Here is a 26,825-nt window from a genome sequence, read left to right as displayed (position 1 = left end):
TCTGGCGGCAGTCGGTTCATTATTGGACCAGGCGACCCAAGCCCGATCCTGAAGTCGCCCCCCTCACCTTTCTCAGTTCGAAATTGCCGTTGGGAAGATCAAGCGTCCATTCGGGGCCAAAGCCGATACCAAGAACGGCCGAGACGAGTGACACCAGCGAGAAGGTGTTGCCCCAGGTGTGGACGACGCTCTCGACCGCCGTTTCCATGGTCGGTAGAACCGCGTCAACTTCGCGGTGGGCCGCTACAAGCTCGGCCAGCGTCTCGTCCGCGTCACGGATGATGACACACCCTGTCTTTGTACAAAGTTCGAAGTCAGGGATTTCGCGTTTGATTATCTCTATCTGGTCGTATGCCTGCCGCCTTTTCGCTTGCCTTCATCATCCGCGCTAACCGGTCCTGCACCGCTTGCGGCTCGTTGAAAATGTAAAAGAGATGTGATATGGCGCCGCGCCTGATAGAGCTGCTCAGCGATCTCAAGAACGAAGATCCTTTTCCTGAATCCTGACCATGGCGTGACTGGTGCCTCGCATGCAGAACGCTTGGGAAGAAATGCTTCAAGGACGGGCGTCTCCGCCGGCCGGCAGGCAGCCATGTTTTCTTGATTTGCTCGGATCCGCACTTCCGCTCACCAATGTGCTTCGAATTTAATGAAACCTGCAGGCTGGGTCCACGGCTGGTTTGCCGTATAACTGCATGACCTGAAAAATAGAGGAGAGAGACTTGCCGTCGGCAATGGCGTTACACTGCCACTCGGCCCGCAATTTCGCGGTTGGGGATTGCCTTTGCTGCGGCTGCAAGCAGGTCGGTTTGCGAAATCAGCCCCAGAACACGACGATGATTGTCAACGATGATGACGGCGTGAATTGTGCCACTGGTCAAGGCGGGCAGCAGGCTCATCGCCCGATCATCGGGGCCGGCCGTTACGGGAACAGCGAGATGGTCCGACAGCAGGACGTCAGGGTCTGAAAGCTCCCTGAGCCCAACGGTGCCGACGAGCCGGTTGTCGATGTCCCTGACTGGCAGGACGCGAACATTGTGCTTGAGCAAGAGCGAGCGCGCCAACGCGCTGTCGTCACTGTCCCGGACGCTCATGACGTCGCGCGACATGATATCCCTGCACAGAATATTCGGCGTCGCGCGGATCGCAGCCTGCAATTCGACCTGCCTCAACAACCGTTCGAGATCGTCCCGGGTGATATCGAATGTTTCCTCCAGCGCTTCGAGTGCAGCGTCGACGTCTGCGCCCGTGAAACCAACTCGCCGATCCGAAGGCGGATCAACCGTCTGATGCGCGTTTGCAACGGGCACCGGAACATGTGGATAGTTGCGTCTCGCCACTTTGTGGAACAGCACGCCAAGCCCGACCAGCAGGCAGGAGTTCAGCGCGACGGGCACCAGCGGGAACAAAAGCCTCCAACTTGCAACGACCGGCCCACCAAGCACCGCGGTCAGGGCCGCTGCACCGCCTGGCGGATGGAGGCAGCGGGCAAACGACATCATAGCGATCGCGAGCGCGACGCCGACACCCGTCGCGATCAGCGGATCGGGCACCAGCATCGCCGACAGGACGCCGATAAAGGCCGAGATCGTATTGCCCCCGATAATCGACCAGGGTTGAGCAAGCGGGCTGGCCGGCACGGCGAACAGGAGAACGGCGGATGCGCCCATGGGCGCCACGATCAGAGGAAGACTGGCACCGCCGCCTAAGACGCTGCCGCTGATCATGCCGGTCAACAGAATACCAACGAGCGCCCCGAGGCAGCCAACAAGGCGCTCGCGCAGTGTCGCCCCGGCGAGAATTGGCACAAAGAAACGGCGGGGCGGCTTTGAAGGAGGCACGATGTTGGGTGGAGCGTCCATGGAAGTTTCCGTTTTTGGTAGTGCATGTGAAATCGGTCCAGCCGGTTGCCAGCCGAGAGGGTCAGTGTGCGTATGAGCCGCGATTGGCCAGCATCGCTTGATGCAGGATCTCGACCGCCGGAAAGCGTCTGTCCTTGCGGCTCACAAGCAACGTCTCAACATCGCGCAACGGGTATATTCTGACCGCCCCCCAGTCCATGAGATCAAATACGGATCTCGGCACCACGCCGATCGCGTCGCCGGACGCGACGCTCGCCAAAATCGCATGATATGAAGAGACTTCCGTGGTTGTAATCGATCCGGCTGACTTGGTCCATTTCTCCGCCATGCGCCGGTAGGTGCAGCCGGGCTCAAGCGCCGCAAGGGAAGCAACGCGCACGTCCGCAACCGTCGCGATCGGCGGGTGGGACGCCGGCAACACGATGAGAACTTCTTCCCGGTATATCGGCTCAGCGTCAAGATCACCGAGCAGGTCTGACGGCGCATCGACAATGTCGATCGGCATCCGTGCGATCAACGCGCAGTCGATTTCCTCGGCGAGGACGGCCCGGGTCAATTCCTCTGACGATCCCATTGTCAATCGCACGGAGATATCCGGGTGAGCCAGGTTGAACGCCTGCAGCACCAGGGGCAGGCGCGCGGCAGCCGTGCTTTCCATAGTGCCTAGACGGAGCGTATTGGGCATGCGCGTCCGGTTCAACGCACTGCGTGCCTCCTTCCCAAGCGCAATCAGACGGCTGGCATATGAGCGAAACAGGCGGCCATCCCGCGTGAGGGTCATCTTCTTGCCTTCGCGACTGAAGAGTTCAACGCCCAGCTCTTCCTCAAGTGCGCGAATGCGGTTCGTCACGTTGGAAGGCGCGCGTTCGGCCGCGACGGCAGCGCGCGTCACGCTGGCATGCTCGGCGACAGCGAGAAAGATTTCAAGGCTCGTAAAGTCCATTTTAGCCTGAAAGAAGAATGAAACTGCCCTATTGTTCTTGATATCGGAATGACAATCAAGGCGACCGCAGGAACTGAATTCGAAACTTCGCGAGATCAGGAGAAAGGCAGACGATCATGAACCGGGACAATGAGGACGACATTCCGCCGACCTATTCGTCTCCCCCATGTCTCATGAGCGAGGTAGATGCTGCATATATGGGACTCGAGCAGGCAAACCCAGCTTCGACCTATGTTTGGCGCCACCAACAGCGTCAAGTGCTCATCAATGCAAGACAAACACGATCTGCCGCGGAACGCGCCACGTGGACGCAGGCTATCCAAGCAGCGATTGATGCACTCTTGCCCGACGTTGAAGGCAAGGCGATCGCTCTTTACTGGCCGTTTCGGGGCGAACCGGATCTACGTCCCTGGATGAACGCGCTTGTTGCCCGTGGCGCCAACTGCCTGTTGCCGGTGGTTGTCGCAAATGCGCGGCCATTAAGCTTTCGATCGTGGCGACAGGGTGAACCGCTGGAAAGGGGCGTGTGGGGCATACCGATACCGGCCGCCGGGCAGGATATCAAACCCTCGATCGTGATCGCACCTATGGTGGGTTTCGACGAAGGCGGTTTCCGTCTGGGCTATGGCGGCGGTTATTATGACCGTACGCTCGCCGGTCTCACACCAAAGCCCCTTGTGATCGGGGTGGGGTTCGAATTGCAGAAGATGGAGAGTATCCGTCCGCAATGGCACGACATTGCCATGGACGCGTCGTGACCGAGGTGAGGACGCGGTTGCGAACATGAGGTCAGTGCTCGAAATCGCGCCGGTTCTCCGGCCGGCGGTCAAACGGTTAAAACTAACGGGCCCGCCAGGTGAAGGTAGGAGCAGAGAGCCACAGTCGAGATGACGAGCGAGATCGTAGGCGAAACCAGTCGGGCGGCCACGAGCGAAAGCCCGATCCCAAACAACACCGCCGCGACGCCAAGCCAGAGGCCTTGATAGCTGAACACCAGACCGAGCGCAGTCAGGCCGACGGATGTGTGGACTGTTGTCCGCACCGCGTTACCGCGCGCCTCCTCAACATGTTCGTTCAATCCGGAAGTCGCTCCCTTGACACTGAACCCTATCGAAACGCTCAGCAACAGCGATAGCAACAATCCATTCCACATCGTCTGCCCAATCCTTGAGTTCGTGCTTCAGAAGGAGGAAGCAAAAGCCGGGCCAGGCGGTAACATCCTGGCTGCGGCGCTCGAACCTATGCCAGGAGACCAGATTGCCGGAAAATCCGGCACGTGAGCAGACAGCTTGTCCATTCGATGTGCAGATTAAGTAATCGCAGCCGAGGTGTCGTCGTGATCGCCTCGATGAATTCAAAGGCGGCATTGCATGGGGTGCTGGCACACTGGTTCAAGGAACCGTTTTTGGTGATGCGTCGTCGGCGTCCGTGCGGACCTTGATGATGTTTTTGAGATTGTCGATGCCATCTTTGGTGAAGAGGATCATGTTGCGTATCATGACGCCATGCGCACGCACGAAAAGCTACCGTCGGCGAACTCTGGAGCGGTAGATGTTTGCTACCTGCTCCTTGCCTCATTCTTGCAAAGCTCTAGTCGGCTGCGATGGGATCATCGGTATCCTGGCTCTGAAAGTGGTCTAGCAGGAACCGAGCGGCAGGGCCGGGCGGCGTGTCGGTGCGATAGACCCCTTGAAGACGGTAGGGGCCGCCCTTGCAATCAGGAAGGTCGAGTTGGACGAGTCGCCCCGCTACGATATCATCGCATACCATAGGTTCCGGCATATTCCCCCAACCGATACCTTCCTTGAGAAGCATGTGTTTCGCACCCAGATCGGCGAGCCGCCATGTGTGGTTGCCGACCACTGCGAACTCGTGGCCCTGTGTGAGCGGTGATCGGTCGGTCAATACAAGCTGGATATGGCCGCGTGCAGCACCTGGCGGATGTGAGCTGCCGGCGAGGGGATGTTCTGGCGATGCCACGGGTATAAGCTTCACGAAGCCGACGCCGATCCTCTCCAGGCCTGCTATCTCCACATCCAGGGGACCGCTGATGCCGATAGTCGCTGTCCGGTTCAGCACCAATTGGGTGACGGCTCCCAAGGCTTCGACATACAGCCGCAGCGACACGCTCGGGTACTCCCGTCTGAAGGCCTTAAGCGCGTCCATGACGCGCGCTGCAGGAAGCATGACATCGAGCGCAAGATGAACTTCCGGCTCCACACCGCGCAGCATGCTCTTGACTTTAGCGCGGAGGTTATCGATCCCATGGGCGACGCTTTTAGCCTCAGCGAGGACAGTTCGGCCTTCCAACGTCAACTGAGGCTTCTTGGTCGAAAGCCGGTCAAAGAGTGTGACGCCCAGCTGTGCCTCGAGGTTGGCGATGGTGTAGCTGATCACCGAAGTCGCCCGGTTCAGCTTTCGCGACGCGGCTGCAAAACTGCCTGTTTCGACAACTGTGATGAAGACTTGGAGCTGATCAAGCGTGGGCTGACCCGGATCTGACATTTCGATTTCCTCGACCGTTTTCGCCGAAATTATCTGAGTTTTCCGAAACGTCCAGCGGCACTAGGTTTCAGACATTGAAACGAACCCACCCGGAGACGACAATGTCGTATCTATCCACAGCTGACATCGAACAGGTGATATTGCCTTCTACGCGGGATCTCGGTGGCTTTTCTGTTCGCCGTGCCCTTCCGGCGGCGATGCGGCAGATGGTCGGTCCATTCATCTTTCTCGACAGTTTCGGTCCCGTCAGGTTTGGCGAGGGCGAAGGTATCGATACCCGGCCCCATCCGCATATAGGCCTCTCCACCCTCACCTACCTTCTTGAAGGCGAGTTGTTGCATCGGGATAGCGAAAGTTACGTTCAGTCTATCAGTCCCGGTGAAGTCAACATGATGGTGGCGGGATCAGGCATTGTTCATTCCGAACGGACACCGGATGACGTGCGCCATACGGGCGGCAAACTCACGGGCTTGCAGAGCTGGATAGCCCTTCCCCGGCAGTATGAAGAAACCGACCCGCTATTTCAGCATCTCGCTGCAGATACACTTCCCGGCGTAAATGGCGACGGGATCACGATGAAACTCCTGGCGGGCACACTCCACGGCAGCAAATCTCCCGCAGCCACATTCTCAGACCTGTTCTCGGCCGAGATCCAGCTTCAGGCAGGAGGCCGATACAGGATTGATGGTGAACATGTGGAGCGTGCCATCTTCGTGGTGAGCGGATCTGTCGAGGTCGCAGGGCAGGACGGCACTTTCGGGCCTGATCGCTTGATCGTGTTCAAGCCTGGCGCCGAGATCGTCGTTAAAGCCAACGAGGCTTCGCGCTTTCTGGCGTTTGGCGGGGAACCGCTTCCGGAGAAACGCTTCATTCGCTGGAACTTCGTCGCCACCGATCAAGAACGCATCCGGCACGCTGCAGATCTCTGGCGGAAACGCCGATTTCCGGGAGTACCGGGCGACGACGAGTTCATTCCTCTGCCCGACAACTTCAGCTGAACCTTAACATCCATCCCAACAACGGAAGAACCACGATGACCACATATGCAATCATCGGCTCGGGCGCTATCGGCTCGGCTCTATCGGAACGCTTTCATGCAGCCGGGGTGGCAGCAGTTATCGCCAATACCCGCGGCCCCTTCTCGCTCACCATTATCAACGACAAGTTTGGCAGCACGGTCAAGGCCGTCGAACTAAAGGACGCGCTTCAGTGCGATGTCATCATCCTCGCAGTCCCCTATGACGCGGTACCAGAGGTGTCGAAGACCCTCACGAACTGGAATGGCCGTATTATCGTCGATGCCACGAATGCGATCGACTTCCCAGCTTTCACCCCTCGCGATCTCGGTGGCCGCCTCTCGTCGGAGGTAGTAGCTGAGTATTTTCCCGGCGCGACGCTGGTCAAGGCATTCAACACCCTTCCAGCAGCGGTGTTGGCAGCCGATCCGAACAAGGGTACCGGAAAGCGGGTGTTGTTCCTTTCGGGCAATCATTCCCAAGCCAACAGACAGGTTTCAAACCTCATCGCGACCTTAGGCTTTGCGCCTACCGACCTGGGGACGCTGAACACATCTGGCTCCCTTCAGCAGTTCGGACGTCCGCTGGTCGCTCTGAGCCTGCTCAAGGATTGATGATCGGGGCCGCCCCTCTGCGGGCGGCATCCCTCATAGGTATCTGCAACCTTTGAGGGCACCATGGGGGCATTCCGCTGAGAAGAACGAAACACGCGCTATCTAGGAGTAAGGCGAACTGCCATCCGAACAGCTGGAACTGTTGAAAACGCGAACCCCAAAAGTCTGTTTCGGGCAGGAGGCGAGAGGTTATCGCTCAGGTCGGCGGCTAAGTTGGGGCTAAGCTGAACAGGATTGTCGGCGCCACCGAATGCCGATAGGTTTTCTGGTAGTTGCCCGGTAATTTGAGAAACAGAATGATTGAACGGCTGGCCGGTATCCTGGCGAACAATGCGACGATCGATGGCGTAACTGAAACCGGGATTGCAAGATTGAACATTCTTCGGTCGGTCACGCCGACTGAGCCAATTCCTCTCCTCCATAAGCCTGCCGTTTGTTTTGTAGCGCAAGGACGTAAGCAGACGAGACTTGCGGAAGAGGCCTTTGTCTACGAGCCGATGAAGTTCCTGATCGTGAGCGTTGATCTGCCGATCGCGGGTCAAATCCTCGACGCGTCCAGCGATCATCCCTATCTGTGTCTGCGGCTCGATCTCGAACCTGCAGCGATTGCTGATGTGATCGGCGCAGCCATTCCCGGGGGCATTCGCGACGAGGAGCCGCAGCGAGGCATTGCAGTCAGCGACGTGCCGACAGAGCTTCTTAACGCCGTCATCCGCTTGGCGGAACTTCTGGAATCCGGCCGCGCCAGCGATCGCGCCGTGCTGGCGCCCCTTGCCGAACGGGAAATCATCTATCGCCTGCTTTTGGGCGACCAGGGCGACCGTCTTCGGCAGATTGCCATCGCGGAGAGCAAGCTCAGCCAGATCAACAAGGCGGTCGCGATTATCAGGAGCCAGTACGACCGCGCTTTACGAGTGGAAGATCTCGCAGCGCAAGTGAACATGAGCGTTTCGTCGTTCCACCATCATTTTAAAACGGTCACCGCGATGAGTCCCCTGCAGTATCAGAAGCAAATCCGGCTCCAGGAAGCGCGCAGACTGATGATCGCACAGGCCCTTGATGCTGCGTCGGCCGGCTTCAACGTCGGTTATGACAGCCCGTCTCAGTTCTCGCGCGAATATGCGCGGATGTTCGGACTGCCGCCAAGGAAGGACGTCGAGAAAATGAAGTCAATGCCGGTCACGACGTGGCAATAAGCCTAACGAAAACCGAGGCGGCGCTCCGAGTGCCGCCTTTTTTATACATTCTATTTTTCAAGATCGGCAGTGGTGCGCAAAGCGAACGCGTCGACAGACGGGGTTGCTTCAAAGGTGGCGGCGGGGGCGTGTCGACTTTTCTAATTTTTCGAACGTAAGAGATCATTTTATCCGGCTGTTTCGAAATGCTGGAACCCTGCAGTTTGTCTTCATCGAAACCAACTCGAAGGAGACGCACAATGACCAAAGTACTCGTTCTTTACTACTCGTCCTACGGCCACATCGAAACCATGGCAGGCGCGATCGCAGAGGGCGCTCGCAACACCGGCGCACAGGTCACGATCAAGCGTGTGCCGGAGACTGTGCCGCTCGAAATCGCCGAAAAAGCCCATTTCAAAATTGACCAGGATGCGCCAGTCGCAACCGTTGCAGAGCTGGCCGACTACGACGCAATCATCGTCGGCACGGGAACCCGCTTCGGCCGCATGTCGTCGCAGATGGCAGCTTTTCTCGACCAGGCCGGCGGTCTGTGGGCACGCGGCGCCCTGAACGGCAAGGTAGGTGGCGCGTTCGCGTCGACAGGCACGCAGCATGGCGGGCAGGAAACCACCTTGTTCTCAGTCATTACCAACCTCATGCATTTCGGCATGGTTATCGTCGGCCTGCCCTACAGCCATCAGGGCCAGATGAACATGGAAGAGATTGTTGGCGGCGCCCCTTATGGCGCAACGACCGTGGCCGGAGGCGACGGTTCCCGTAAGCCTTCCCAAATCGATCTGGCAGGTGCTTACCATCAGGGCGAACTGGTCGCCCGTACTGCCGCGGCCCTTGTCGCAGCTCGCGGCTAACGCCGCTAACCCGCCCAAAAATATCAACCTCCAAGCGGACCAGCCTTTAGCGCCGCTGGCAAGGGGAAGTTATGTCTCAACTTTTCGCCAAGAAAGTAGCAGCCATCACAGGAGCAGGTTCAGGCATTGGACGCGCCTTAGCCATCGGGCTCGCCCAGGAAGGCGCCACGGTGCATATCGCTGATAGAAACGCCGAAGGACTTGCCGAGACTGCCGAGCTGATCGGGGCTGGAGACGCTCGGGCCTTCATGACGGAGCTCGACGTATCGAGCGAAATCCAAGTTGGCAGCTGGATTGAGCAGATCGGTTCAACATCGGGGCGGCTCGATGCCGCCTTTAACAATGCCGGCATCACTGGTCCTGCGCTGCCGATCGAAAATTACCCGCTGGAGGATTTCCAGCGCGTCATCGCTGTCAATCTGCAGAGCGTATTTCTTGGAATGAAATACCAGATCCCACTCATCAAGCGGAGTGGCGGTGGCGCGATTGTCAATACCGCCTCGGTTGCTGCGCTGACGGGCCCCGGTGGGATGAGCGCCTACGCTGCGTCAAAGCACGGCGTGCATGGCCTGACCCGTGTTGCCGCTATGGAGAACGCAGTTCATGGCATTCGGGTCAACGCAATCGCACCCGGCTGGACCGAAACTCCAATGGTCGTGGCAAACAGCCAGCAGAATCCGGGTTTCGCAGCGCTTGCGCGAAACGCCATTCCCGCCAAACGCGGCGGCAGGCCCGAGGAGATCGCGGCTGCAGCGATCTGGCTTGCCTCTAACCCCGCATCTTATGTCACCGGACACATGCTGACCGTCGACGGCGGCATGACGATCGGTGGTTTCGAACTCTGACTCCGAAGCTAGAAAGGATCATCTCATGTCAGACCAACAGGCTTCACCAAAGGCTGTCGTAGGTCGCAACACACTTGAAGTGCAGTCCGGCGGCGATTTCGAGCTCTTCGACGAACTGTTCGCCGACGATTTTCTTGACCATACGCCACAGCCAGGCGGAACGCCGGACAAGGAAGGTGCGCGTCGTCTCTATCACGCCCTTCGTGAAGCCTTCCCGGATTTCCGTGCCGAGATCCACTGGCAGGCGGTCGACGGAGACATTGTCACGACCTTCAAGACCTACCACGGCACCCACAAGGGCGTAGTTCTTGGGATCGAGCCAACCGGCCGGAAGATCAAATTCGAAACGGTCGATGCCATGCGCATTCGTAACGGCCAGATCGTCGAGCATTGGGGTGTCGCCAACCTCTACTACCTTCTGCAGCAGCTCGGCGCCCTTCCTCCCTCGGCTCCCAAAGTGCCTGAGCTTTAAGGATCACCATCATGAGCAATAGTAACATTCTTTACGGCAAGGTCGTCATCGTAACCGGCGCATCAAGCGGTATCGGGCGCGCAATCGCCATTCGGGCAGCAGAGCATGGTGCCAAGACAGTCATCGTCTCAGACGTCGTTGAGGCCCCGCGCGAAGGCGGCGAGCCGACTGCGTGCGAGATCCAGAAGCTCGGCGCGCAGTCCGTTTTCGTAAAGGCGGACGTTAGCCGTAAGGCTGACAATGACGCCCTGATCGCTGCATCGGAGGAATTCGGTGGTGTCGACGTCATGGTCGCAAACGCCGGCATCACGTTAAGGACCGATGGCGCCGAGGTTCCTGAAGAGGATTATCGCCGGCTGATGTCCATCAATCTCGACGGCCCGCTGTTTGGTGCCCAGGCTGCCGCCCGTCAGATGAAAGCGCTCAGTAAACAGGGCAGCATCGTCTTAATGGCAAGCATGGGCGGGATTGCTGGCGCCGGAATCACGGTTGCCTACTCGACGAGCAAGGGCGGGGTCGTGCTCATGGCGAAATCATTGGCCGATGCTCTTGGCCCTGACGGCATCCGCGTGAATGCCGTCGCACCTGGCACAATCGACACCGAGCTTCTCCGCACAAGCCCAGGGATCGCGCAAGCCTCCGAAGGCTTCCGTCAAAGGACCCCCCTTCGCCGGCTTGGCAGGCCATCGGAGGTTGGAGACGCCGTAGCCTTCCTCGGCTCGGACCTATCGAGCTATGTTTCCGGCACGGCCCTCATAGTGGACGGAGGCCTCCTCTCCGTCATCTGATTTACACGACCCTCCAGCCGGACCCGCGCATTCAAGAGCGCGGGTTTTTCTTTGTCGCTACCATTCGAAAAAATCGATGATAATAGGAGAAATTAACCAGCTTTTTCGTTGGATCGGATGATGGCAATTTCTTCTCAAGACGCAGCCACGGTGGCTACGCCCAACTCAGGAGAACGTCCATGCCCTATTCCGATGCAATCGCTCAACGCGTTGAAACCATTTCCCAATCGGCCCTGATCAACGGTGTGACACCGCTTGCGGGCCGTGTCCTTCTGGCCGCAATCTTCCTTCTTTCCGGCATCAGCAAGATTTCCGATCCGGCTGGTACGATCGGCTACATCAACATGGTGGGTCTGCCTTTCCCTTCTCTTTCCTACGGCGCCGCGGTGGTGACGGAAGTCATCGGCAGCTTCGCGCTCATCCTGGGTTTCCAGACACGCGTCGTGGCCCTTATTCTTGCATTCTTCAGTGTCGCAACGGCCGTCACGTTCCACAACAACCTCGGCGACCTGAACCAGTTCATCCACTTCTTCAAGAATATCGCGATGGCCGGTGGTCTGCTGCAGGTGGTCGCGTTCGGCGCGGGACGATACAGTCTCGACGCCCGCCGCTAATCGGACGAACAACGACAGTCAAAAGCCCAGGCACAACGCCCGGGCATTTGTCGTTATTCCTTTGCCCCACTCAGGGCCACCTTCCGTGCAGTTCCCGCCCCGTTACGATGGCGACTTTTCCTTCGAAACGCTTCGCCGAGAGGATCTTCTGCCCGAAGCGTATCCGACAGGCCTTCGACTGCGAATTTCGTCGCGCAATAATACCCAACGCCGGTATAGCCGACTATGCCGCCGATTGATGTCAGATTGACAATAGTGCTACTGCGGCGAGAGCGCGGAAGTAGCGCATCGATGGTGTTGGCAGTGCCGAAGAAATTGGCGTCGAATAGGCGTCGGGCATCCTGTCCATCAGTCGATCGCGTCGAAGAAGTCGATACCAGCATTATTGATCACAACATCAATTCGACCGACGTGGACCTTGGCAGCTTCTAGAACTTGCCGGCACTGATCGCGGTCGATGACATCGAGGGGCAGGATCAAGGCTTCGCCGTTGAAAGTCAGCGACCTTGTCGGTCTTGCGTGCGGTGACCACACCTTTTTCGCCGGCTTCCAGGAGATGCTCATCGATGTAGCGACCCAAGCCGGTCGAGCAACCGGTCACGAGCCAGACTTTTGCGTTTTGCGTGCCCATTTGATGTACTCCTTTCATATCTCAGACCTGCGGGGATCGTTGCTGATAGCCGCAAATTTCCACGTCTTCGGAGCACAGATCCGGTAGCTTCGCCATAAAGGCCTGGACGTAACCCGTCCCCATGTGAAGATCGAAGTCGGATTCGTACCTCCAGTCTTCGAGCACCATCCAAACGTCTGAGACGTCGTTGGATTGGTGGATCTCATAGCGGAGGCAGCCCGCTTCACGTCTGGAAGGGGTAACGAGTTGAAGCAGCTCCTTACCCAGATCTGTCGAGCGGCCCGGCTTTGCAGTGAAGTAGGCCACGTTGGTCAGTTCGGCCATTTCGGGTCTCCTTTCAATTCATTCCGATCCGAGCCATTGTGATTGATCCTCAAGTTTAACTTTCGCTGACCCATGCAAGATCGGTCGGGTTTTTGCGCTTTTCAGACCCCGGCGAGGGCAATGATGCGGGATCGCGCAGCGGCTTGGCGTTGCGTCGCAAGCGGTGCGTATTCTGGCGATGAAAACAGCTGGCGGATCGCTTCCTTGTCGGGAAACTCGATGATCAGCATATTGGTCGCCTGCCAGCCTTCGAGCTCAAGCGGCTCGGCATCGAGAGAGATAAGGCGCCCACCTGCCTTTGCGACAAGCGGCAATGCCTTGGATCGATAGTCTTCGATCGCCTGTGGATCGTGGATGTCGAGATCGACCACGAGATATGCGGACATGACGTCTCCTTCTGGTTTTGAATGTTGCGAACGGCGCCCGTCACGGGAGATGGCGCCATTTCACCATGCGGTCCTTGAGATCGAGCGTGCCGCCGTCGACAGTAAAGGTGCCGTCACCCCGGTGATGCATCATCCGACGCTCTTTGCGGTCTTCGTTGATCCAGACCCTCGTCGCCTCAAGGACGAAGAGGTTGTAGGGATCAGTGAGGGTGGTATCAACGATCCGACACTCGATGTTTGCCAGACAATCGTTGATGAGCGGGGCGGAAACGTCCTTGGCCGGCCGTGTCTTGAGGCCAAACCTCTGGAACTTGTCCATCCGGTCGCCGGAGCAGTTTCCGACGTCAACGACCGTCTCACCGAGATCGAGACCGGGAACAGCAATCACGCATTCGCCAGTGTTCCGAAGGGTCTGATAACTGTGGTCCCAGGGACCGATAACGCATCCGATCAGCGGCGGGGCGTGTTGGATCATCATGTGAAAGCCCATCGTCATCACGTTTGGCTTTCCATTTTGGCTTGTCGTGACCAAGACAATGGGTCCTTGCTCGAGAAGACGATAGGCTTGAGATGCAGGTATTTCCTTCATTGTTTTCTCCCTCGAAGGGAGCCCCCGCGCATAGGCGGGGTCCCTATTAGGGCCGGCTTTCACCAACCCTGTTCAACGGGCAGGACGAACAGCTCGGCGACATCCACGTGAGCCGGGGCCTGAGCGGCAAACACGATGGTGTCGCCGATATCCTCGCCCTGGAGGAAGGTCATCTGACCGGCAAGCTCATCCATCTGCTTGCGGTAGCCCGGGTCGGTGATGTGGTCATAGAGCTCGGTTGCGACAGCGCCTGGCTGGATGCAGGTGACGCGGATACCGTGCTTCTGTCCGACTTCCATGCGCAGCCCGTCCGAGAAGGCAGTTACCGCATGTTTTGTGGCGCAGTAGACAGACAGACCCTTGAACACTTTGCGACCAGCAATCGACGACATGTTGAAGATATGGCCGGAATGCTGCTTGATCATCTGGGGCAGAACGGCGGCCGTCGTGTTGAGCAGGCCCTTCACATTCACGTCCACCATCCGGTGCCACTCGTCGACCTTGAACTGGTCGATGTCGGAGAGCGGCATCAGGCCAGCATTGTTGACCAGGATGTCGATCGAGCCGTAGGTATCGACAAGCTTCTTGACGCCCATTTCGATCGACGCCGCATCGACCACATCCATCTCGATCACAAGAGCTTCACCGCCCTTGGCTTCAATCCGGCTCTTGAGATCTTCGAGCTTTTCGGTGCGGCGAGCCGCGAGGCCGACCTTTGCGCCAGCTTCAGCGAGCTTTACCGCGGTAGCGGCGCCAATGCCGCTTGATGCGCCGGTTACCAGTGCGATCTTTCCGTTGAGGTTGGTCATTGTCTTCATTCCTTGTCTTGAAGCCCACCACCTCGGTGGGCGTTTCGTTTCGACAAGGAGGAACCTAAGTGTTTCATGCTTGCCCTTCTCTCGGGGCCTTGCTCGACCTGTTGCGATTTTGCTCAAATCGCAACAGGCGAAGAAACTAACCCCGGCGGTAGTGGCTCGGCGGCAGACCCGTCTCGCGCCGGAAGACCTGGGCAAAGTGGCTGGGGCTCGAATAGCCGACGGACATGCCGATCTCGATAATGCTCGTGTCCGTTTCCTGTAGGAGCTGCTGTGCCTTAGCAACGCGCTGGCGGATGAAGTATCGGGAGGGCGAAAGGCCTGTTGCCTTTTTGAACAGACGGCTGAAATGGAATTCGCTCATGCCAACTGTTCCGGCGAGCTGAGCGAGATTAAACGGGTCGGCCAGGTGGCCTTCGAGGTAGGCAATAGCCCGTCGAAGCTTGAAGCCTGGAAGTGCTGTCTGCCGGCCGATGTCAGTCTCACTCGACGCATAGTTACGGATGAGGTGGACGGCCAGGCTCTGAGCGAGCCCCTGGACGAACAACTGACTACCTTTGCCTTCAGCGGTAAGTTCCTGATGAATCAACGCCAGAAGATGCGAAAGCTGCTCGTCTTTGCCGCCCGATACATCACGCAGTGCGGGAGGCGCATCGCCGCTAAGCACCTCTGCCACGCGTTCGAAGAGAGGAACTGACAGATAAAGGTGCATCACCTGAAAAGGGGCCGGGCCGGTCGCGCGCCAACGCATTTCATAGGGTGTCGGAGAGCGGGTGAGGAAGAAGTCACCGACTGTTACGATATTGGAGACCCATTCTCCATCCAGCTCTCGTTCTTCGACGATGGCTTCCCCCGACATGACCCAAACGATGAGCGGTTCGGCGACAGCCGGTACAAGAAACGGTTCTTGCTTAATGTGGCGGGAGTAGACCTGCACGAACATATCGGTCCATGCTGGACTGTCCCCGCTCACCAGAATGCGGCCGGCGATATATTGTTCGAGACCAAGGGGCGAGGTCCGATCCGGGGTGATTTCGTCTAAGAGAGGGAGAGGCGACGCAACGTGGAGCCCATCTTCAACGCGGTTGCGGATGGGAGGGACTGCTTCCGATTTTGTTGCATCTGCGATTTCCAACTTGAACCCCTTTTTAGAGGGCATGAAGCTACGCCCTCGTGCTTGACGAGCGAGCATTCTTGGAATGCCCCTCGTTTCACTAGTCCGCCCATGACATTCTCAATGCTGACATGAAGTATTTGGTTTCATGAGCCGGGAAAGAAATTCACCCCCTCAGGGATCACAAGGCAGGTCATGTGCCGATAACTATCCTGCGGGAACTCTGGGGTAGGCGGTAGAACGTTGCTCTCGAACCATTGCCCATTTCTCCAACGATCCACCCGTCACAATTAGACTTCGAACCGAATGATGCCGACAAAAGCCCAAACAGACCACCGTGGGACTGGGCTCTGCAGCCAACGAAACACCATCCACAACTTTCGTTGTGAATGGCGGTCTGTTTTTCGATAAAGCCGTGCCCACCTGGCAGGGTCTAACGGCGTTAGTACTGGGCACGATAGACCAGCGGCACCCAGTCATAATTGCTCTCATCCCGACGAACGTGGCCGATCCCAGGAAACGCATGATGGGCACCGGCGACCAAATACCGCTGATCAGCGGCTTCGGCGAACGCGGCTGCCCGGGTCGATGCTGCTGCGCTCTGATCCACGTCGAATTCGACAGTCACTTCCGGATGATCATACTGGAGAACATCGCCATGGGCGATATCACCCCAGAACACGATCTTTTCGCTATTGCTCTCCACGACGATACCGCTGTGACCAGGTGTATGACCGGCCAGCAGGATTGTTCCAAAACCCGCAACAGGCGTACCATTGTCATCGAAGGTTTCAAATTTGCCGGCGTCGACATAGGGGCCGACACATTTCTCAGCCTGAGCGATCTGCGGGCCGAGCACCTTGTCTGTTTTAGCCTTGGCATCTGCGTTTAGCCAAAACTTGGCCTCTCGCTGGTTGACATGTAGGACGGCGTTTTCATACACGCGGCTGCCGTTGGCAACGAGCCCGCCTGAGTGGTCGGCGTGGATGTGGGTCAGAATGACGTCGTCGATGTCGGAGACGTTGTAACCCGCTGCACGGATATTGGTCGCAAGCTTGCCCAACGCCGGGCCCATCAGGTCGCCCGTGCCGGTATCGATGAGAACCAGGCGCCCGCCCGTGTTGACAAGGAAGGCATTGACAGACGTTTCGCTAGAGCTCGATTGAAACCGGTCAGTCAGGTAAGTGCCGATCTCCTTTTCATCCATGTTTCTGTAGATTTTGGACATCGGCAGCTTCACCGTGCCGTCGGAGAGGGCGGTAATCTCGTAGTCGCCGAGCTTTATCCGATAAAAGCCGGCGGCTTGCGTGCCGACGATGGGCGCCTTGGCAAAGACGCCAGCCGGAAACGCTGCCACGGTCCCGGCGGCGACCGCAAATCCAGCTGTGTTGATGAGAAGCGAACGGCGTGTGTGCATTAAAAAACTCCAGATGCTGTCAGGTTTCCAGAACTCAGGCCTTGAACTGCCCTGGAGAGCAAATATGTTCCGGGGCATCAGCACGCAAATCGATGCAGGTCATGACAACTATCGATCATTTCAATCTTCGCTCCTTCGATCTCAATCTCCTCGTCGCTTTCGATGCGTTGATGGCTGAAGGAAATGTTACGAAAGCCGCGCGACGCTTGAAAATCCAACAGCCAGCGATGAGCCATTCGCTTTCGACGTTGCGCGTGCTGTTACAGGACGAGTTATTCATACGCGTCGGACAGGTTATGCAACCTACCGCGCGAGCCCGGAGCCTCGCCGTGCCCGTGCGCAAGGCGTTGCGGCAAGCCCAATTGGCGCTGACAGGCGGCGAGGAGTTCGATCCGGCTACAGAGGAACGAATTTTTCGCGTTGCAATGTCTCCGGAAATCGAACTCTTGCTTATTCCGGATTTGACGGCGCGTTTGCGACGGCTCGCTCCCGGCATCAAGATACTCGCGCGCGTCTTCCCGTACGAGGCGATGGAGCCTTCCCTTGAGGACGGGTCGATAGATCTTGCCGTTGGCTGCACCTATACCCTGACAAGCCGCCGATCGTTTGAGAAGCTTTACGAGACGGGAGTGGCTTGTTGCTTCAATCCAGACCTTATCGCACTGTCTAATCCCGTTGGACTTGACGAATATCTGTCCGCTGAACATTCGACTATATCCCAGAATGAAACCTTGCATGGGTGCATCAAAGATGCGCTGGAGATTGCGGGGGTGGATCTCAACGTTGTTGCAGCGGCACCAGGCTACATGTCCGTTCTGTCCGCGGCGCAGCTCAGCCCCGTCATAGCCACAGTGCCTGCGCGGATTGCAGAACGATACGGGCCGCTATTGGGATTGGAGGTCAGCCCGTTGCCAGTATCATTGACCTTCCCGCCCGTGAACATGGTTTGGGCAAAACACGCCGACAGCGACGCCGCAAATTACTGGGTTCGACAGCAGATCCGCGACAGTCTCGCGAGCAACGGCGTTGCCGATAGGTTTGAACGGCCTGTTGCCCCGATCTCCAACCCTTGAGCCGGCGGGAGCGCTGGGCGCGAGGCAGTTGACGGTGACGTTAGTGGGCGAGCCGGCCCGAACAGGCCCGCCTCGGACGCACTCGCAGACATTGGTGACTTCTGGCTGTTCGTCGTCTGTTGCGCTCAGTTGAGCTCTTGGGCGAGCCCGATGAGAAGTCCTTCAGGCCCACGGACGTAGCAGAGGCGGTAAGCGTCTCTATACTGGACTACTTCGCCTACGAGCTGCGCGCCGCGGGTGCGGAGCCTTTCAAGCGTCTCGTCAATGTCGTCCACCGCGAACATGACGCGCAGGTAGCCTAGGGCGTTAACCGGAGCGTTCCGGTGATCTGCAATCACAGGCGGGGAGAGGAGGCGGGAGAGCTCTAGCCGACTATGGCCGTCTGGCGTGCGCATCATGGCAATCTCGACATGCTGATCGCCCAGTCCAGTGACACGTCCGGCCCATTCACCTTCGGTCGTGGTCCGCCCTTCGAGCTCGAGGCCGAGTTCGCGAAAGAAATCAATCGACCCTCCCAGATCTTCGACGACGATTCCTACGTTGTCCATCCGCCTGAGCGCCATGTGTCCAATCTCCAATGTGTTGCTCCAGACTACAAGGTGTCGCCGGTCCAACAACGGACGCTTGAATTGCCTCGTTTCCGGCGGCCATCGGGCCTGTTTTCGCTGCTGCCCAGATCAGAAGCTCGGATCACGGGCCGTCCGCCGAATTGTTTTTTAGAAGCGATCTCGAATCCACCGCGCGCAGATGTCCGACGTCCATCGCATCCTGTTTTCGCAGCAGTCCTCATAAGCCACGAGCGGGCATTCGCGGGCTCGTCATGAACACTGGCTTCAAAGTCTGTCGCCGGAGAGGCGCGCAGCATGACCTGCGACGCGCAATTTCTTCCGCCCGGACTACGAGAGTCGACCTGCTGGACGAGGCCAGTCAGATCTAGCCTTGGACGCCTTGGATGCGGGTAGGCCGCGGTCTGACAAGCGTTCAAATACGCCCGCTGCGCGCAGAGGCGGCATTAGCGATATAGGCGCTGTATTATTTGCGCTTGCTCACCAACAAACTGAATAACCGCTCGAAGCCGTGGAAGGCGTCGTAGATCCTGATGATACCCTAGCCAGGTATCCCTTCCAGGGGGAGCCTCCGACACGTCGACACGCTTCAACCCCTCCATCGAGTCCCCCAGCGGCCTCGGAAGAACGGCCATACCTGCACCATCTGCGCATAACCGTGCCTGAACATCGCGATTGTTGCTTCGAATCGAAACTTTCGCATTCGGGAACCGGCCCTTAAGCCAAGCCACATCGGGCATGCTTCCAAGTGCCTCATCCATAATGATCACGCTGAATCCCGCTCCTGTGCCGGGCGAAGGGTCGTCCGATCCTTTGGCGACATACAGGCCATAGGGAATATGCAGTAGCTTGCGTGAAATGACTTCCGGCTCCGTGAAGGACCGTATCCGGAAAACCAGATCGGCTTCGCGACGCGCCAGGTTCAAAAGCCTGGAGTCAGTGAGAATCTCGATGATTACATTGGGATGCACACGTCTGAAGTCGGCAAGGATGGGGGCGAGAACATGGACGCCGAACCAGTCAGAGCAGGATATCCGCAAGGTGCCGGACAACGTGTTCTCGGTACCCGCAAGTTGGCGCTGGAGTGCGATCGCCTCCTCCTCCATCCGCTCGGCGTGCCCCATTACGACGGCACCCTCATCTGTCAGGACAAACCCGTCCGGTGTGCGTTGGAACAGCGAGTGGCCGACCGCGGCCTCAAGAGTCTTTAGTCGTCTTCCCATAGTCGGCTGCGTCAGGCCCAACTTTCTCGCGGCCGCACCCAGCGTTCCTTCCCTCGCGATCGCAAGGAAAAGACGAATGTCGCTCCATTCCATCATGACTTACGACCCATTCAAAAATGCATTATCAACATGCAAGCTATATGATGTCCATTCGGAAGCTTCCAGAGCAAAGTGCTGACATCAAGTGAAAGGGATCAATCCTATGGGCACGATGAAAGCATTAGTTCTTGAAAATCACGGTACCGAATTCCGTGTCGCGCAGATTGCACGACCGGTTGCGGGCGAAGGTCAGGTGCTCGTCCGCGTAAAGGTGAGTGGCGTAAACCCATTGGACACGAAAATCCGCGCAGGTGCAGCCGCTCACGCCCGTCATCCGCTTCCCGCAATCCTAGGTATCGACCTTGCCGGGATTGTTGAAGAAGTCGGTGCAGGCGTGACGGGGTTTCGCCGCGGAGATGAAGTCTATGGCATGACAGGCGGCGTAGCCGGCGTGCAAGGTTCGCTGGCAGAACTTGCGGCCGTCGATGCACGGCTGCTGGCCATTAAGCCATCTCACCTTTCCATGCGTGAAGCGGCTGCGCTACCGCTCATCTTCATCACGGCGTGGGAAGGCCTCGTGGACCGTGTGGGCGTCCGGGCTGGCCAGAAGGTGCTCGTCCTCGGTGGCGGTGGCGGGGTCGGACACGTAGCAGTTCAGATTGGCAAATCTCTTGGTGCGGACGTCTATGCAGTCGATGGAGCCCGGAAGGCTGACTACATCAAGAGCCTCAATGCGACGCCGATCGACTACGCCACGGAAACCGTTGAAGAATACGTCGCCAAATACACACAAGGGCAAGGATTCGACGTCGTCTACGACACGATTGGCGGCGCTGGTCTGGACACTGCGTTCAAGGCAGTCGCCCGCTTTGGGCATGTGGTTAGCTGCCTCGGCTGGGGCTCGCACGCCCTCGCCCCGCTTTCATTCAAGGCGGCGACATACTCCGGCGTGTTCACACTGCTTCCGCTACTCACTGGCGAAGGTCGTGAGCATCACGGGGACATCATGCGGGAAGCAACGCGCCTTGCAGAAAGGGGTCAGTTGATGCCGCGTCTCGACGATCGGTCCTTCACACTTGAGAATGTGATGGCGGCCCACGAGTTGATTGAAGCCGGCCAGGTTGACGGAAAGCTCGTCGTAGACATCGCTTAAAGGCCAGGGTCCCGCGTCATCATGGCCGGGACCCGTTTGCCCTGCAATCCCATCGAGTTCTGCATACACCCAGACGCGAGGATGTCCTTCTCTTTGTCTCGCTCGCAAAAGATCATGCGGGGACGGCTGGGTGGAACAGATCTGGTGTGTCTGGTTTAGCAGCAAAGGACCTGTCGTTCGAACGGACCGTGATCCCGACGGCGAACAAGACTGCCTCCGCGCCGACGCGAGGTCTTCCATTCAACTTCGCCAGTTCCGATCGATGTGGCCTTCTTCGGCTTTATGAAAGTATTGGGAGCATACCAGCCAGCCTTTCAAAGGCCTCAACAGCACGACACATGCTGCCGTGGTTAAAGGTAGAGTTGAAAGATGTACCCAGAGCGAGGGCTCGAATGTCAGTTGGAGCCACAGAGCGAAAGCAAGCGCAGGAACGGCGACGATACTCATGGCGAAAAATGCGGGCCGTCCGCAGGGTCAGCGAACGCATAGTCCAGACCACTGACCTCACAAGACGACGCCAATGACAGGAGCCCGTTAAACAGGTGTCCCCGTTGACAACGCGGACAACGCCCCTTGAATCCGGTGAGCGCAGGATTGGTAGTCTCGTTGTAGTCGATGGTCATGTATCCGTTCCCTCACCATCGAAATCGAGATGGATGCTGTTGAAGGCTAGCTGGCCTCGGCCTTGGGTGGCAACGCCGCTGCAAACTCGTCACGAGAGGTCGGGTTCCCGTCAATCATCTCGTAGACGGCCTTAGAGCGGCCAAGGGTTTCCATTAGCGAGGATGGCCCCGCGAAGGGTTGCCCGCCAATATGCCAGCCATCGGTGTGAAGCTCCTCTATCAGAACCCAGGTAACGGAACGGAATGCCTCGGAGCCTTCGAACTTGACCATGACATCGGTGATCGCCTTCGCCAGCGCGTGTTTTTGGGTGCTGGTAAATACACCATCCACGAGTTTGATGTTCACAAAGGGCATCGTATTCTCCTCTGGTTTCTTTGGTTAGGGAAATTCGACAGGGCCGACCGCAACTAATCGAGCTCGACAACAAGCTTGCCGTTGGCCTTTCGGGTCTCGATTAGCTCGTGGGCGCTGGCAGCGGTCTCGAGCGTAAATGTCCTCGCATCGAGGCGTGGCGACACCTTCCCTGCCTCCACCAGTTTCGTAGCCTCCCGCATGATATCGCCATCGTGCTCGCGCCCATCACCGGTCAGCAGTGGGATCAGAGTGAAGACACCAGAGTAGGTAGCAGACTTGAACGAGAGGGGAGCCAGGGCATGAGATCCCCAACCAAGGCAACTCACCACGTGTCCGAACCGGGCGACGGCCTTGAATGCGGCGTCCAATCCCGCGCCGCCGACGGTGTCGTAAACGACATCGAATCCTTTGCCGCCGGAGTGCTTTGCAACGTAGGTCTCAACGTCATCGGAGGAATAGTCGATCGGCGTTGCTCCCAGGCTGCGGAGATAGTCTCCCTTGCTCCCCGAATCGACGGCACACACGACAGCTCCCAACGCCACTGCGATCTGGACAGCGATATGCCCGACGCCCCCGCCAGCACCAATTACGAGAACTGATTGTCCAGCCTGAACGTTCACTCGGTCGACGAGCCCCTCCCATGCAGTGATGAAGATCAGTGGCAGTGCCGCTGCTTCGCGCATTGAGATGTTCGACGGCTTGATTGCCAGAAGGCGCTCGTCAACCGCCGCGTACTGCGCAAGTGATCCTTGATTACCACCCACACCTCCGGCCATCCCGTAGACCTCGTCACCGGGAGAAAACCTCGTCACACCCTCACCAACCTCCTTCACGACCCCGGCAAGATCGATTCCAAGTATCGCAGGCAATTCATGTCGGGCATGCGCCGCGGCTCCGGCACGGATTTTCGTATCCAGGGGATTCACACCGCTAGCCCAGATGCGAACCAACACCTCGCCAGACTTGGGTACCGGATGCTCCAATTCAGAAATCCGGAAGGGACCATTCGCGGCTTCGACCACCGCTGCTCGCATCGTCGGCATCTCGCGTCTCCTTGTAGCGTTCGTCGGGGGAGACTGTGCGCCAACTTCCTGGTGGCCGAAATCATATATACCTTTAGATGCGCGCTTTCGGCGAAGTGGCAACCGAGCCCGGCGGTTGCAATTTCAGGTTAGAGCTCTCGCCCTAATGGAAGATATGATTTCGGATTTTCAGCAGAGGTGTACCTTATAGGAAGAGCTGATCAGACATGATCGAGCGGGTCGTTGTCACTTGGTATCGGGAGCGAAAGTTTGAACAAGCTGCTCGACAAAGCCATCGTTGCTCATGGGGGGCTGACAAACTGGGGCGCACATAATGTTGCGAAGGCAACGGCTTTACTGGGTGGCGATTTATGTGTGAATTTTGGCAACCCGGCGCCTCGACAGATAACTGTCTTCCCGCAGCTGCAACGAGCGGTCATTGAACCCCTTGGATGCGTCAATTGCCGAAGCGACCTCGAACGCAACCGCTTGTCCATCCTGGGTGACGACGGCTCCCTTGTTACCGGAGTCGAGGACGTGCGTTCCGCGCAATTGCAATACGACTTCAAACTGCCAGTCGATGCATTGGTCGGAGTTTTGCTGGCATGCTCCACTGTTAGATCGTTTTTGACCGCTCCATTCCATTTAATGCTGGAAGGTGTCGAGGTATGTGAGCTTGTTCCCTGGAACGAAGGTGGAAACCAATGGCGGGTTCTCAGGGCCCAGTTGCCGCCGGACCTTGCAACCGCTGCCCGCGTACACGATTACTTCTTTGACGGCAACTTCCTCTTGCGCAGGCATGACTACCATGTCGATGGCGACGCGGGCATAACCATCACGGAATTGCTTTCTCACTACGAAGAGTGTCATGGGGTCAACATACCAACGAAGCTACGTGGGTACCCTCGCCTAGCAGACCTCACGCCCGATTTGTCTCGCTTGATGATATCCATCGATGTAAGCGGTCTGGAATTTTCGGTCGCCTAGAGTTCGCACCCAACCACGCAGTTGCAGGGGGCGGATATGGTGGACACTGGTGATTTCCGCCTCGGTCAAAAGGAAGAATGCGATGAAGGACCTCACGCGCTGTGTCGTGACACCCCACGTAAATGCCGAAGGCTTCGCAACGTTCGGGGTTGGAGTGCATCGTGCTTCAACGATCGTCTTCGACACCGCCGAGGATTACGCAAACCGCGGACAACGCGGACCTGACGGCTACAGTTACGGTCTTTACGGGACACCGACCACCAGAACGCTCGAGGCAAAACTGACAGCTCTCGAGAACGGTGCCAGAACATTCCTCGTGCCCTCGGGCCAGGCGGCCAACGCGATTGCGATGCTTCCATTTCTCAAGGCGGGTGACGGCATCCTCATAGCCGATTCCGTGTACCCCCGGTGCGCGATTTCGCCAATACGGAACTCGCGCGCTTCGGTATCGAGGTTGCCTACTACGATCCCGTCGATCCATCCGATCTCGTCGCTAAAATCAACGCCAGAACCAAGATAGTCTGGTGCGAATCTCCTGGGTCGACGACAATGGAAGTCCAAGATCTTCCCATTATTGCTGACATAGCCCATCGGCACGGGGCACTGGTTGGCTGCGACAATACCTGGGCGACACCTCTGAACTACAAACCCCTGACGCTCGGAGCAGACATCGTCACAGAGGGGCTGACCAAGTACATTTCGGGGCATTCAGACGTACTGCTGGGATCGTTGACGGTCCGCGACGAACAACTAACCGCTCCGATACGGTCAACGCTCGGACGAATGGGGATCTGCGTGTCACCGGATGACGCCTCTTTGGTCTTAAGAGGACTAGAAACGCTCGGCGCTCGCATGAGACATGCAAGTCAAGGTGCCCTGCAGTTGATCGAAAGGATACAGGCAGCGGAAATCGTGGAACGTGTTATCCATCCAGCATTGCCGACCGATCCTGGCCATTCGATCTGGAAGAGGGACTTTCTTGGGGCGTCAGGTGTCTTTGGCGTCGTTTTCAAAAGAGGCCTGTCCGATCGCGTCTCGCCTTCTCTCAATGTGCTCAAGACATTTGCGATAGGGGCATCCTGGGGCGGAATGCGCAGTCTCATTGCGCCCATGCCTGTCAAGGCCTACCGCACGGTGCGGAGGTGGGACGCAGATGATCTCGTCTTGCGCATAAGTGTTGGCCTTGAAGATCATCAGGACCTTGTCGATGATATCGAAGCGCTTCTCGCCGAGATTTCCAGATGATGACAGCACGGACACTTGGGCCTCCTGGCTCAGGCGATCTGGCTCTGGTCTGCCGGCTTAGCCGAGTCCTGTTTTCACATCGAGGCGGGCCTTCGTCGCCCACTATGGCCTCAGGCAGCTTTCGGGAGTGCCTGAGCATGAACCGAATCTTTCTTTTCTCAACCGAACCTCCGTTCACCCAATTGCGGGTTTCCCTGACAGGCCCGACCTGGGCTGAGCCTCAATGTAAACCGCTGAGGTTGTCATGAAGCCTTTGATTTGACGGCATCCATCACTCGCGTGGAATAAACGAGTCCTGCTCCAGCGTTGACGCCAATAGCCGTCCCGAGCGCCTCGGCGATCTCTTCGCGCGTCGCACCCGCTTTAAGCGCGGCGTCGGTGTGAACAACGATGCAGCCATCGCAGCGCAGCGAGACCGCAGCCGCTAGAGCGATCAGTTCGTTGACCTTGCTACCCAGCAGATTGGTCTTACGGGCCGCTCCGCCGATTGCCTGGTAGCCTCTGATCACGTCCGGACTCAGTGCGGCGATTTCGCCGACCCCCGCAAGCACCTGCTGATGATAGGCATTCCAATCGATCATAGACATCACATACCCTCGTGTTCGCAACTCAGACGCCATGATAGACAAGGCGCGTGAAGAACTCGGGACTGATGACGAACTGCCCCCACTTTGCGTCGAAGTCGGCAGTCGGTTTCGCGGCAATGATCTCGTCGATGGGCTTTCCCTTGGACTTCAGCTTTGCCACATTTCCGCGGATGTCGACGAGCATCGTACGGTAGTCACTTAATTCGGACTTTTTGCTGAGAGGCTGACCGTGCCCCGGAATGACAACTGTCTCTTCGGTGATGTTAGAGAGAATGTCTTCAACCGCCTTGATCTTGCCGTCGATCCCTCCACCAGTCGAATAGTCGATGAATGGGTAAATGCCGTTCCAGTACAGGTCTCCGGTGTGAACGATGTTTGCCTCGCTGAAGGTGACCGAGATGTCGCCGTCGGTATGCGCGTTCGGATGGTGCTTCAGCATCAACGTTTCCTTGTTGAGCTCCAGCGACATCTCGTCGCCGACCGTCTCCGACGGCACCGCGGCGAGCGGCGGGCGTGGAAACTCGAAGTCCCAGTCGTCCACCCTTTGAACGGTCATCAGATGTTTCCTGGTGTTCTCGTGCGCGCGGATCGCGGCCCCTTCGGCGTTGAGCCACTCATTTCCATCCGTGTGATCGAAATGCCAGTGTGTGTTGATCAGGTGCTTGATCGGCTGTTTTCCGAGGCCGGATAAGGCATCGAGTATGCGAGGACGGGACGCGGTTATGCCTCCATCGATCAGGACCTTTCCGTCGCCCCCGGTCAGCACTGCTATGTTCCCGCCTGAACCTTCAAGGATCGAAACGCCCGCCTTAGTTTTGTGAACCTTGATCGGCGCTTTTGCCGCTTCATCGCGGATCATGTCCACGATACCTTGGGCTTTCGCGAAAACCTGCCGGGGACTTAGCCAGCCTCCGGACGCCGCGAACGTGGAGGCTGCCATGCAGCATAGACAAAACCCGCGGCGAGAAAATTT

30 protein-coding genes and 3 pseudogenes are annotated in these 26,825 nt (G+C 57.8%); 14 read left to right on the top strand and 19 right to left on the bottom strand.

The window, feature by feature from the left end:
• Positions 1–19 precede the first annotated feature (19 nt).
• From ASD02_RS32220 to ASD02_RS32210, 3 genes are all read right to left on the bottom strand, one after another.
• On the bottom strand, positions 20–208 hold the full coding sequence (locus ASD02_RS32220; protein ID WP_057221620.1) for a hypothetical protein: 189 nt from the start codon (positions 206–208) through the stop codon (positions 20–22).
• Positions 209–740: 532 nt separating this feature from the next.
• Positions 741–1,862: an HPP family protein gene (locus ASD02_RS32215; RefSeq protein WP_057221619.1), complete on the bottom strand. Its 1,122-nt coding sequence runs from the start codon at positions 1,860–1,862 to the stop codon at positions 741–743.
• Positions 1,863–1,923: 61 nt separating this feature from the next.
• The gene (locus ASD02_RS32210) at positions 1,924–2,805 is read right to left on the bottom strand and encodes a LysR family transcriptional regulator (protein ID WP_057221618.1); all 882 of its coding nucleotides are present in this window, start codon (positions 2,803–2,805) and stop codon (positions 1,924–1,926) included.
• Between the two features lie 116 nt (positions 2,806–2,921).
• Between ASD02_RS32210 and ASD02_RS32205 the strand changes: the two genes are divergently transcribed.
• Positions 2,922–3,563 carry a 5-formyltetrahydrofolate cyclo-ligase gene (locus tag ASD02_RS32205; RefSeq protein ID WP_057221617.1) on the top strand — a complete coding sequence of 214 codons (642 nt, stop codon included), beginning with the start codon at positions 2,922–2,924 and terminating at the stop codon, positions 3,561–3,563.
• A 68-nt stretch (positions 3,564–3,631) separates the two neighbouring features.
• Here ASD02_RS32205 and ASD02_RS32200 read toward each other — a convergent pair whose 3' ends face one another.
• The gene (locus ASD02_RS32200) at positions 3,632–3,883 is read right to left on the bottom strand and encodes a hypothetical protein (protein WP_057216289.1); all 252 of its coding nucleotides are present in this window, start codon (positions 3,881–3,883) and stop codon (positions 3,632–3,634) included.
• Between the two features lie 16 nt (positions 3,884–3,899).
• Here ASD02_RS32200 and ASD02_RS32195 point away from each other — a divergent pair, with 16 nt between their 5' ends.
• Complete coding sequence (locus ASD02_RS32195) at positions 3,900–4,085, top strand: hypothetical protein (protein ID WP_057216292.1); 186 nt, start codon at positions 3,900–3,902, stop codon at positions 4,083–4,085.
• A 310-nt stretch (positions 4,086–4,395) separates the two neighbouring features.
• Here ASD02_RS32195 and ASD02_RS32190 read toward each other — a convergent pair whose 3' ends face one another.
• Entirely contained in the window at positions 4,396–5,310 is a 915-nt protein-coding gene (locus tag ASD02_RS32190; protein WP_057216295.1) for a LysR family transcriptional regulator, read from the bottom strand.
• 101 nt (positions 5,311–5,411) lie between these two features.
• On the opposite strand from ASD02_RS32190, the gene ASD02_RS32185 reads away from it, so the two are divergent.
• From ASD02_RS32185 to ASD02_RS32150, 8 genes are all read left to right on the top strand, one after another.
• Positions 5,412–6,308 (top strand): pirin family protein, encoded by an 897-nt coding sequence (locus tag ASD02_RS32185; protein ID WP_057216297.1) that lies wholly within the window; start codon positions 5,412–5,414, stop codon positions 6,306–6,308.
• Positions 6,309–6,343: 35 nt separating this feature from the next.
• On the top strand, positions 6,344–6,940 hold the full coding sequence (locus tag ASD02_RS32180) for an NADPH-dependent F420 reductase (protein WP_057216300.1): 597 nt from the start codon (positions 6,344–6,346) through the stop codon (positions 6,938–6,940).
• A 296-nt stretch (positions 6,941–7,236) separates the two neighbouring features.
• On the top strand, positions 7,237–8,136 hold the full coding sequence (locus ASD02_RS32175) for an AraC family transcriptional regulator (RefSeq protein WP_057216303.1): 900 nt from the start codon (positions 7,237–7,239) through the stop codon (positions 8,134–8,136).
• 239 nt (positions 8,137–8,375) lie between these two features.
• Complete coding sequence (gene wrbA, locus ASD02_RS32170; RefSeq protein WP_057216307.1) at positions 8,376–8,984, top strand: NAD(P)H:quinone oxidoreductase; 609 nt, start codon at positions 8,376–8,378, stop codon at positions 8,982–8,984.
• Positions 8,985–9,055: 71 nt separating this feature from the next.
• Positions 9,056–9,829 carry an SDR family NAD(P)-dependent oxidoreductase gene (locus tag ASD02_RS32165; protein ID WP_057216310.1) on the top strand — a complete coding sequence of 258 codons (774 nt, stop codon included), beginning with the start codon at positions 9,056–9,058 and terminating at the stop codon, positions 9,827–9,829.
• Between the two features lie 25 nt (positions 9,830–9,854).
• On the top strand, positions 9,855–10,301 hold the full coding sequence (locus tag ASD02_RS37710) for an ester cyclase (RefSeq protein ID WP_082555688.1): 447 nt from the start codon (positions 9,855–9,857) through the stop codon (positions 10,299–10,301).
• Positions 10,302–10,312: 11 nt separating this feature from the next.
• Positions 10,313–11,089 carry an SDR family oxidoreductase gene (locus ASD02_RS32155; protein ID WP_057221615.1) on the top strand — a complete coding sequence of 259 codons (777 nt, stop codon included), beginning with the start codon at positions 10,313–10,315 and terminating at the stop codon, positions 11,087–11,089.
• Between the two features lie 179 nt (positions 11,090–11,268).
• Positions 11,269–11,703 carry a DoxX family protein gene (locus ASD02_RS32150; RefSeq protein ID WP_057216318.1) on the top strand — a complete coding sequence of 145 codons (435 nt, stop codon included), beginning with the start codon at positions 11,269–11,271 and terminating at the stop codon, positions 11,701–11,703.
• Between the two features lie 134 nt (positions 11,704–11,837).
• Here ASD02_RS32150 and ASD02_RS40655 read toward each other — a convergent pair.
• From ASD02_RS40655 to ASD02_RS32115, 7 genes and pseudogenes are all read right to left on the bottom strand, one after another.
• A pseudogene (locus ASD02_RS40655) lies at positions 11,838–12,334 on the bottom strand (SDR family NAD(P)-dependent oxidoreductase); the annotation flags it as partial.
• 21 nt (positions 12,335–12,355) lie between these two features.
• Positions 12,356–12,658: a putative quinol monooxygenase gene (locus ASD02_RS32140; protein ID WP_057216321.1), complete on the bottom strand. Its 303-nt coding sequence runs from the start codon at positions 12,656–12,658 to the stop codon at positions 12,356–12,358.
• Positions 12,659–12,759: 101 nt separating this feature from the next.
• Entirely contained in the window at positions 12,760–13,044 is a 285-nt protein-coding gene (locus ASD02_RS32135; protein WP_057216323.1) for a DUF1330 domain-containing protein, read from the bottom strand.
• A gap of 40 nt (positions 13,045–13,084) precedes the next feature.
• Complete coding sequence (locus ASD02_RS32130; RefSeq protein WP_057216325.1) at positions 13,085–13,633, bottom strand: flavin reductase family protein; 549 nt, start codon at positions 13,631–13,633, stop codon at positions 13,085–13,087.
• A gap of 59 nt (positions 13,634–13,692) precedes the next feature.
• Positions 13,693–14,442: an SDR family oxidoreductase gene (locus ASD02_RS32125; RefSeq protein WP_057216371.1), complete on the bottom strand. Its 750-nt coding sequence runs from the start codon at positions 14,440–14,442 to the stop codon at positions 13,693–13,695.
• Between the two features lie 145 nt (positions 14,443–14,587).
• Positions 14,588–15,583 carry an AraC family transcriptional regulator gene (locus ASD02_RS32120; RefSeq protein ID WP_234907968.1) on the bottom strand — a complete coding sequence of 332 codons (996 nt, stop codon included), beginning with the start codon at positions 15,581–15,583 and terminating at the stop codon, positions 14,588–14,590.
• Positions 15,584–16,004: 421 nt separating this feature from the next.
• On the bottom strand, positions 16,005–16,979 hold the full coding sequence (locus ASD02_RS32115) for an MBL fold metallo-hydrolase (RefSeq protein ID WP_057216328.1): 975 nt from the start codon (positions 16,977–16,979) through the stop codon (positions 16,005–16,007).
• Between the two features lie 101 nt (positions 16,980–17,080).
• On the opposite strand from ASD02_RS32115, the gene ASD02_RS32110 reads away from it, so the two are divergent.
• A complete protein-coding gene (locus ASD02_RS32110; RefSeq protein ID WP_057216378.1) occupies positions 17,081–18,052 on the top strand; it encodes a LysR family transcriptional regulator in 972 nt (323 codons plus the stop codon).
• A gap of 125 nt (positions 18,053–18,177) precedes the next feature.
• Here ASD02_RS32110 and ASD02_RS32105 read toward each other — a convergent pair whose 3' ends face one another.
• Together ASD02_RS32105 and ASD02_RS32100 are read right to left on the bottom strand one after the other, a co-directional pair.
• Positions 18,178–18,615: a VOC family protein gene (locus ASD02_RS32105; protein WP_057221614.1), complete on the bottom strand. Its 438-nt coding sequence runs from the start codon at positions 18,613–18,615 to the stop codon at positions 18,178–18,180.
• A 449-nt stretch (positions 18,616–19,064) separates the two neighbouring features.
• Positions 19,065–19,934: a LysR family transcriptional regulator gene (locus tag ASD02_RS32100; RefSeq protein WP_057216382.1), complete on the bottom strand. Its 870-nt coding sequence runs from the start codon at positions 19,932–19,934 to the stop codon at positions 19,065–19,067.
• 109 nt (positions 19,935–20,043) lie between these two features.
• Here ASD02_RS32100 and ASD02_RS32095 point away from each other — a divergent pair, with 109 nt between their 5' ends.
• A complete protein-coding gene (locus tag ASD02_RS32095) occupies positions 20,044–21,033 on the top strand; it encodes a zinc-dependent alcohol dehydrogenase family protein (RefSeq protein ID WP_200951726.1) in 990 nt (329 codons plus the stop codon).
• A 240-nt stretch (positions 21,034–21,273) separates the two neighbouring features.
• Here ASD02_RS32095 and ASD02_RS37705 read toward each other — a convergent pair.
• From ASD02_RS37705 to ASD02_RS32085, 3 genes and pseudogenes are all read right to left on the bottom strand, one after another.
• Positions 21,274–21,656 (bottom strand): annotated as a pseudogene (locus ASD02_RS37705) (DUF983 domain-containing protein).
• Positions 21,657–21,702: 46 nt separating this feature from the next.
• A complete protein-coding gene (locus tag ASD02_RS32090; RefSeq protein WP_025431004.1) occupies positions 21,703–22,011 on the bottom strand; it encodes a 4-oxalocrotonate tautomerase family protein in 309 nt (102 codons plus the stop codon).
• A gap of 53 nt (positions 22,012–22,064) precedes the next feature.
• Complete coding sequence (locus ASD02_RS32085) at positions 22,065–23,054, bottom strand: zinc-dependent alcohol dehydrogenase family protein (RefSeq protein ID WP_057221613.1); 990 nt, start codon at positions 23,052–23,054, stop codon at positions 22,065–22,067.
• Positions 23,055–23,303: 249 nt separating this feature from the next.
• Between ASD02_RS32085 and ASD02_RS32080 the strand changes: the two genes are divergently transcribed.
• Positions 23,304–24,020 (top strand): hypothetical protein, encoded by a 717-nt coding sequence (locus ASD02_RS32080; protein WP_057221752.1) that lies wholly within the window; start codon positions 23,304–23,306, stop codon positions 24,018–24,020.
• A gap of 82 nt (positions 24,021–24,102) precedes the next feature.
• Positions 24,103–25,265, top strand: a pseudogene (locus tag ASD02_RS32075) (PLP-dependent transferase).
• Between the two features lie 242 nt (positions 25,266–25,507).
• On the opposite strand, the gene ASD02_RS32070 reads toward ASD02_RS32075, so the two are convergent.
• Entirely contained in the window at positions 25,508–25,852 is a 345-nt protein-coding gene (locus ASD02_RS32070; RefSeq protein WP_025431008.1) for a carboxymuconolactone decarboxylase family protein, read from the bottom strand.
• 22 nt (positions 25,853–25,874) lie between these two features.
• Positions 25,875–26,792, bottom strand: coding sequence for an MBL fold metallo-hydrolase (locus tag ASD02_RS32065; RefSeq protein ID WP_057210961.1), 918 nt, complete (start codon positions 26,790–26,792; stop codon positions 25,875–25,877).
• Between the last annotated feature and the right edge of the window lie 33 nt (positions 26,793–26,825).

This window comes from Ensifer sp. Root1252, from assembly GCF_001425885.1.
Classification (GTDB): Bacteria; Pseudomonadota; Alphaproteobacteria; order Rhizobiales; family Rhizobiaceae; genus Ensifer; species Ensifer canadensis.
The sequence above is the reverse complement of the archived record's forward strand: the minus strand, read 5'-3'. Positions and strand labels throughout refer to the sequence as shown.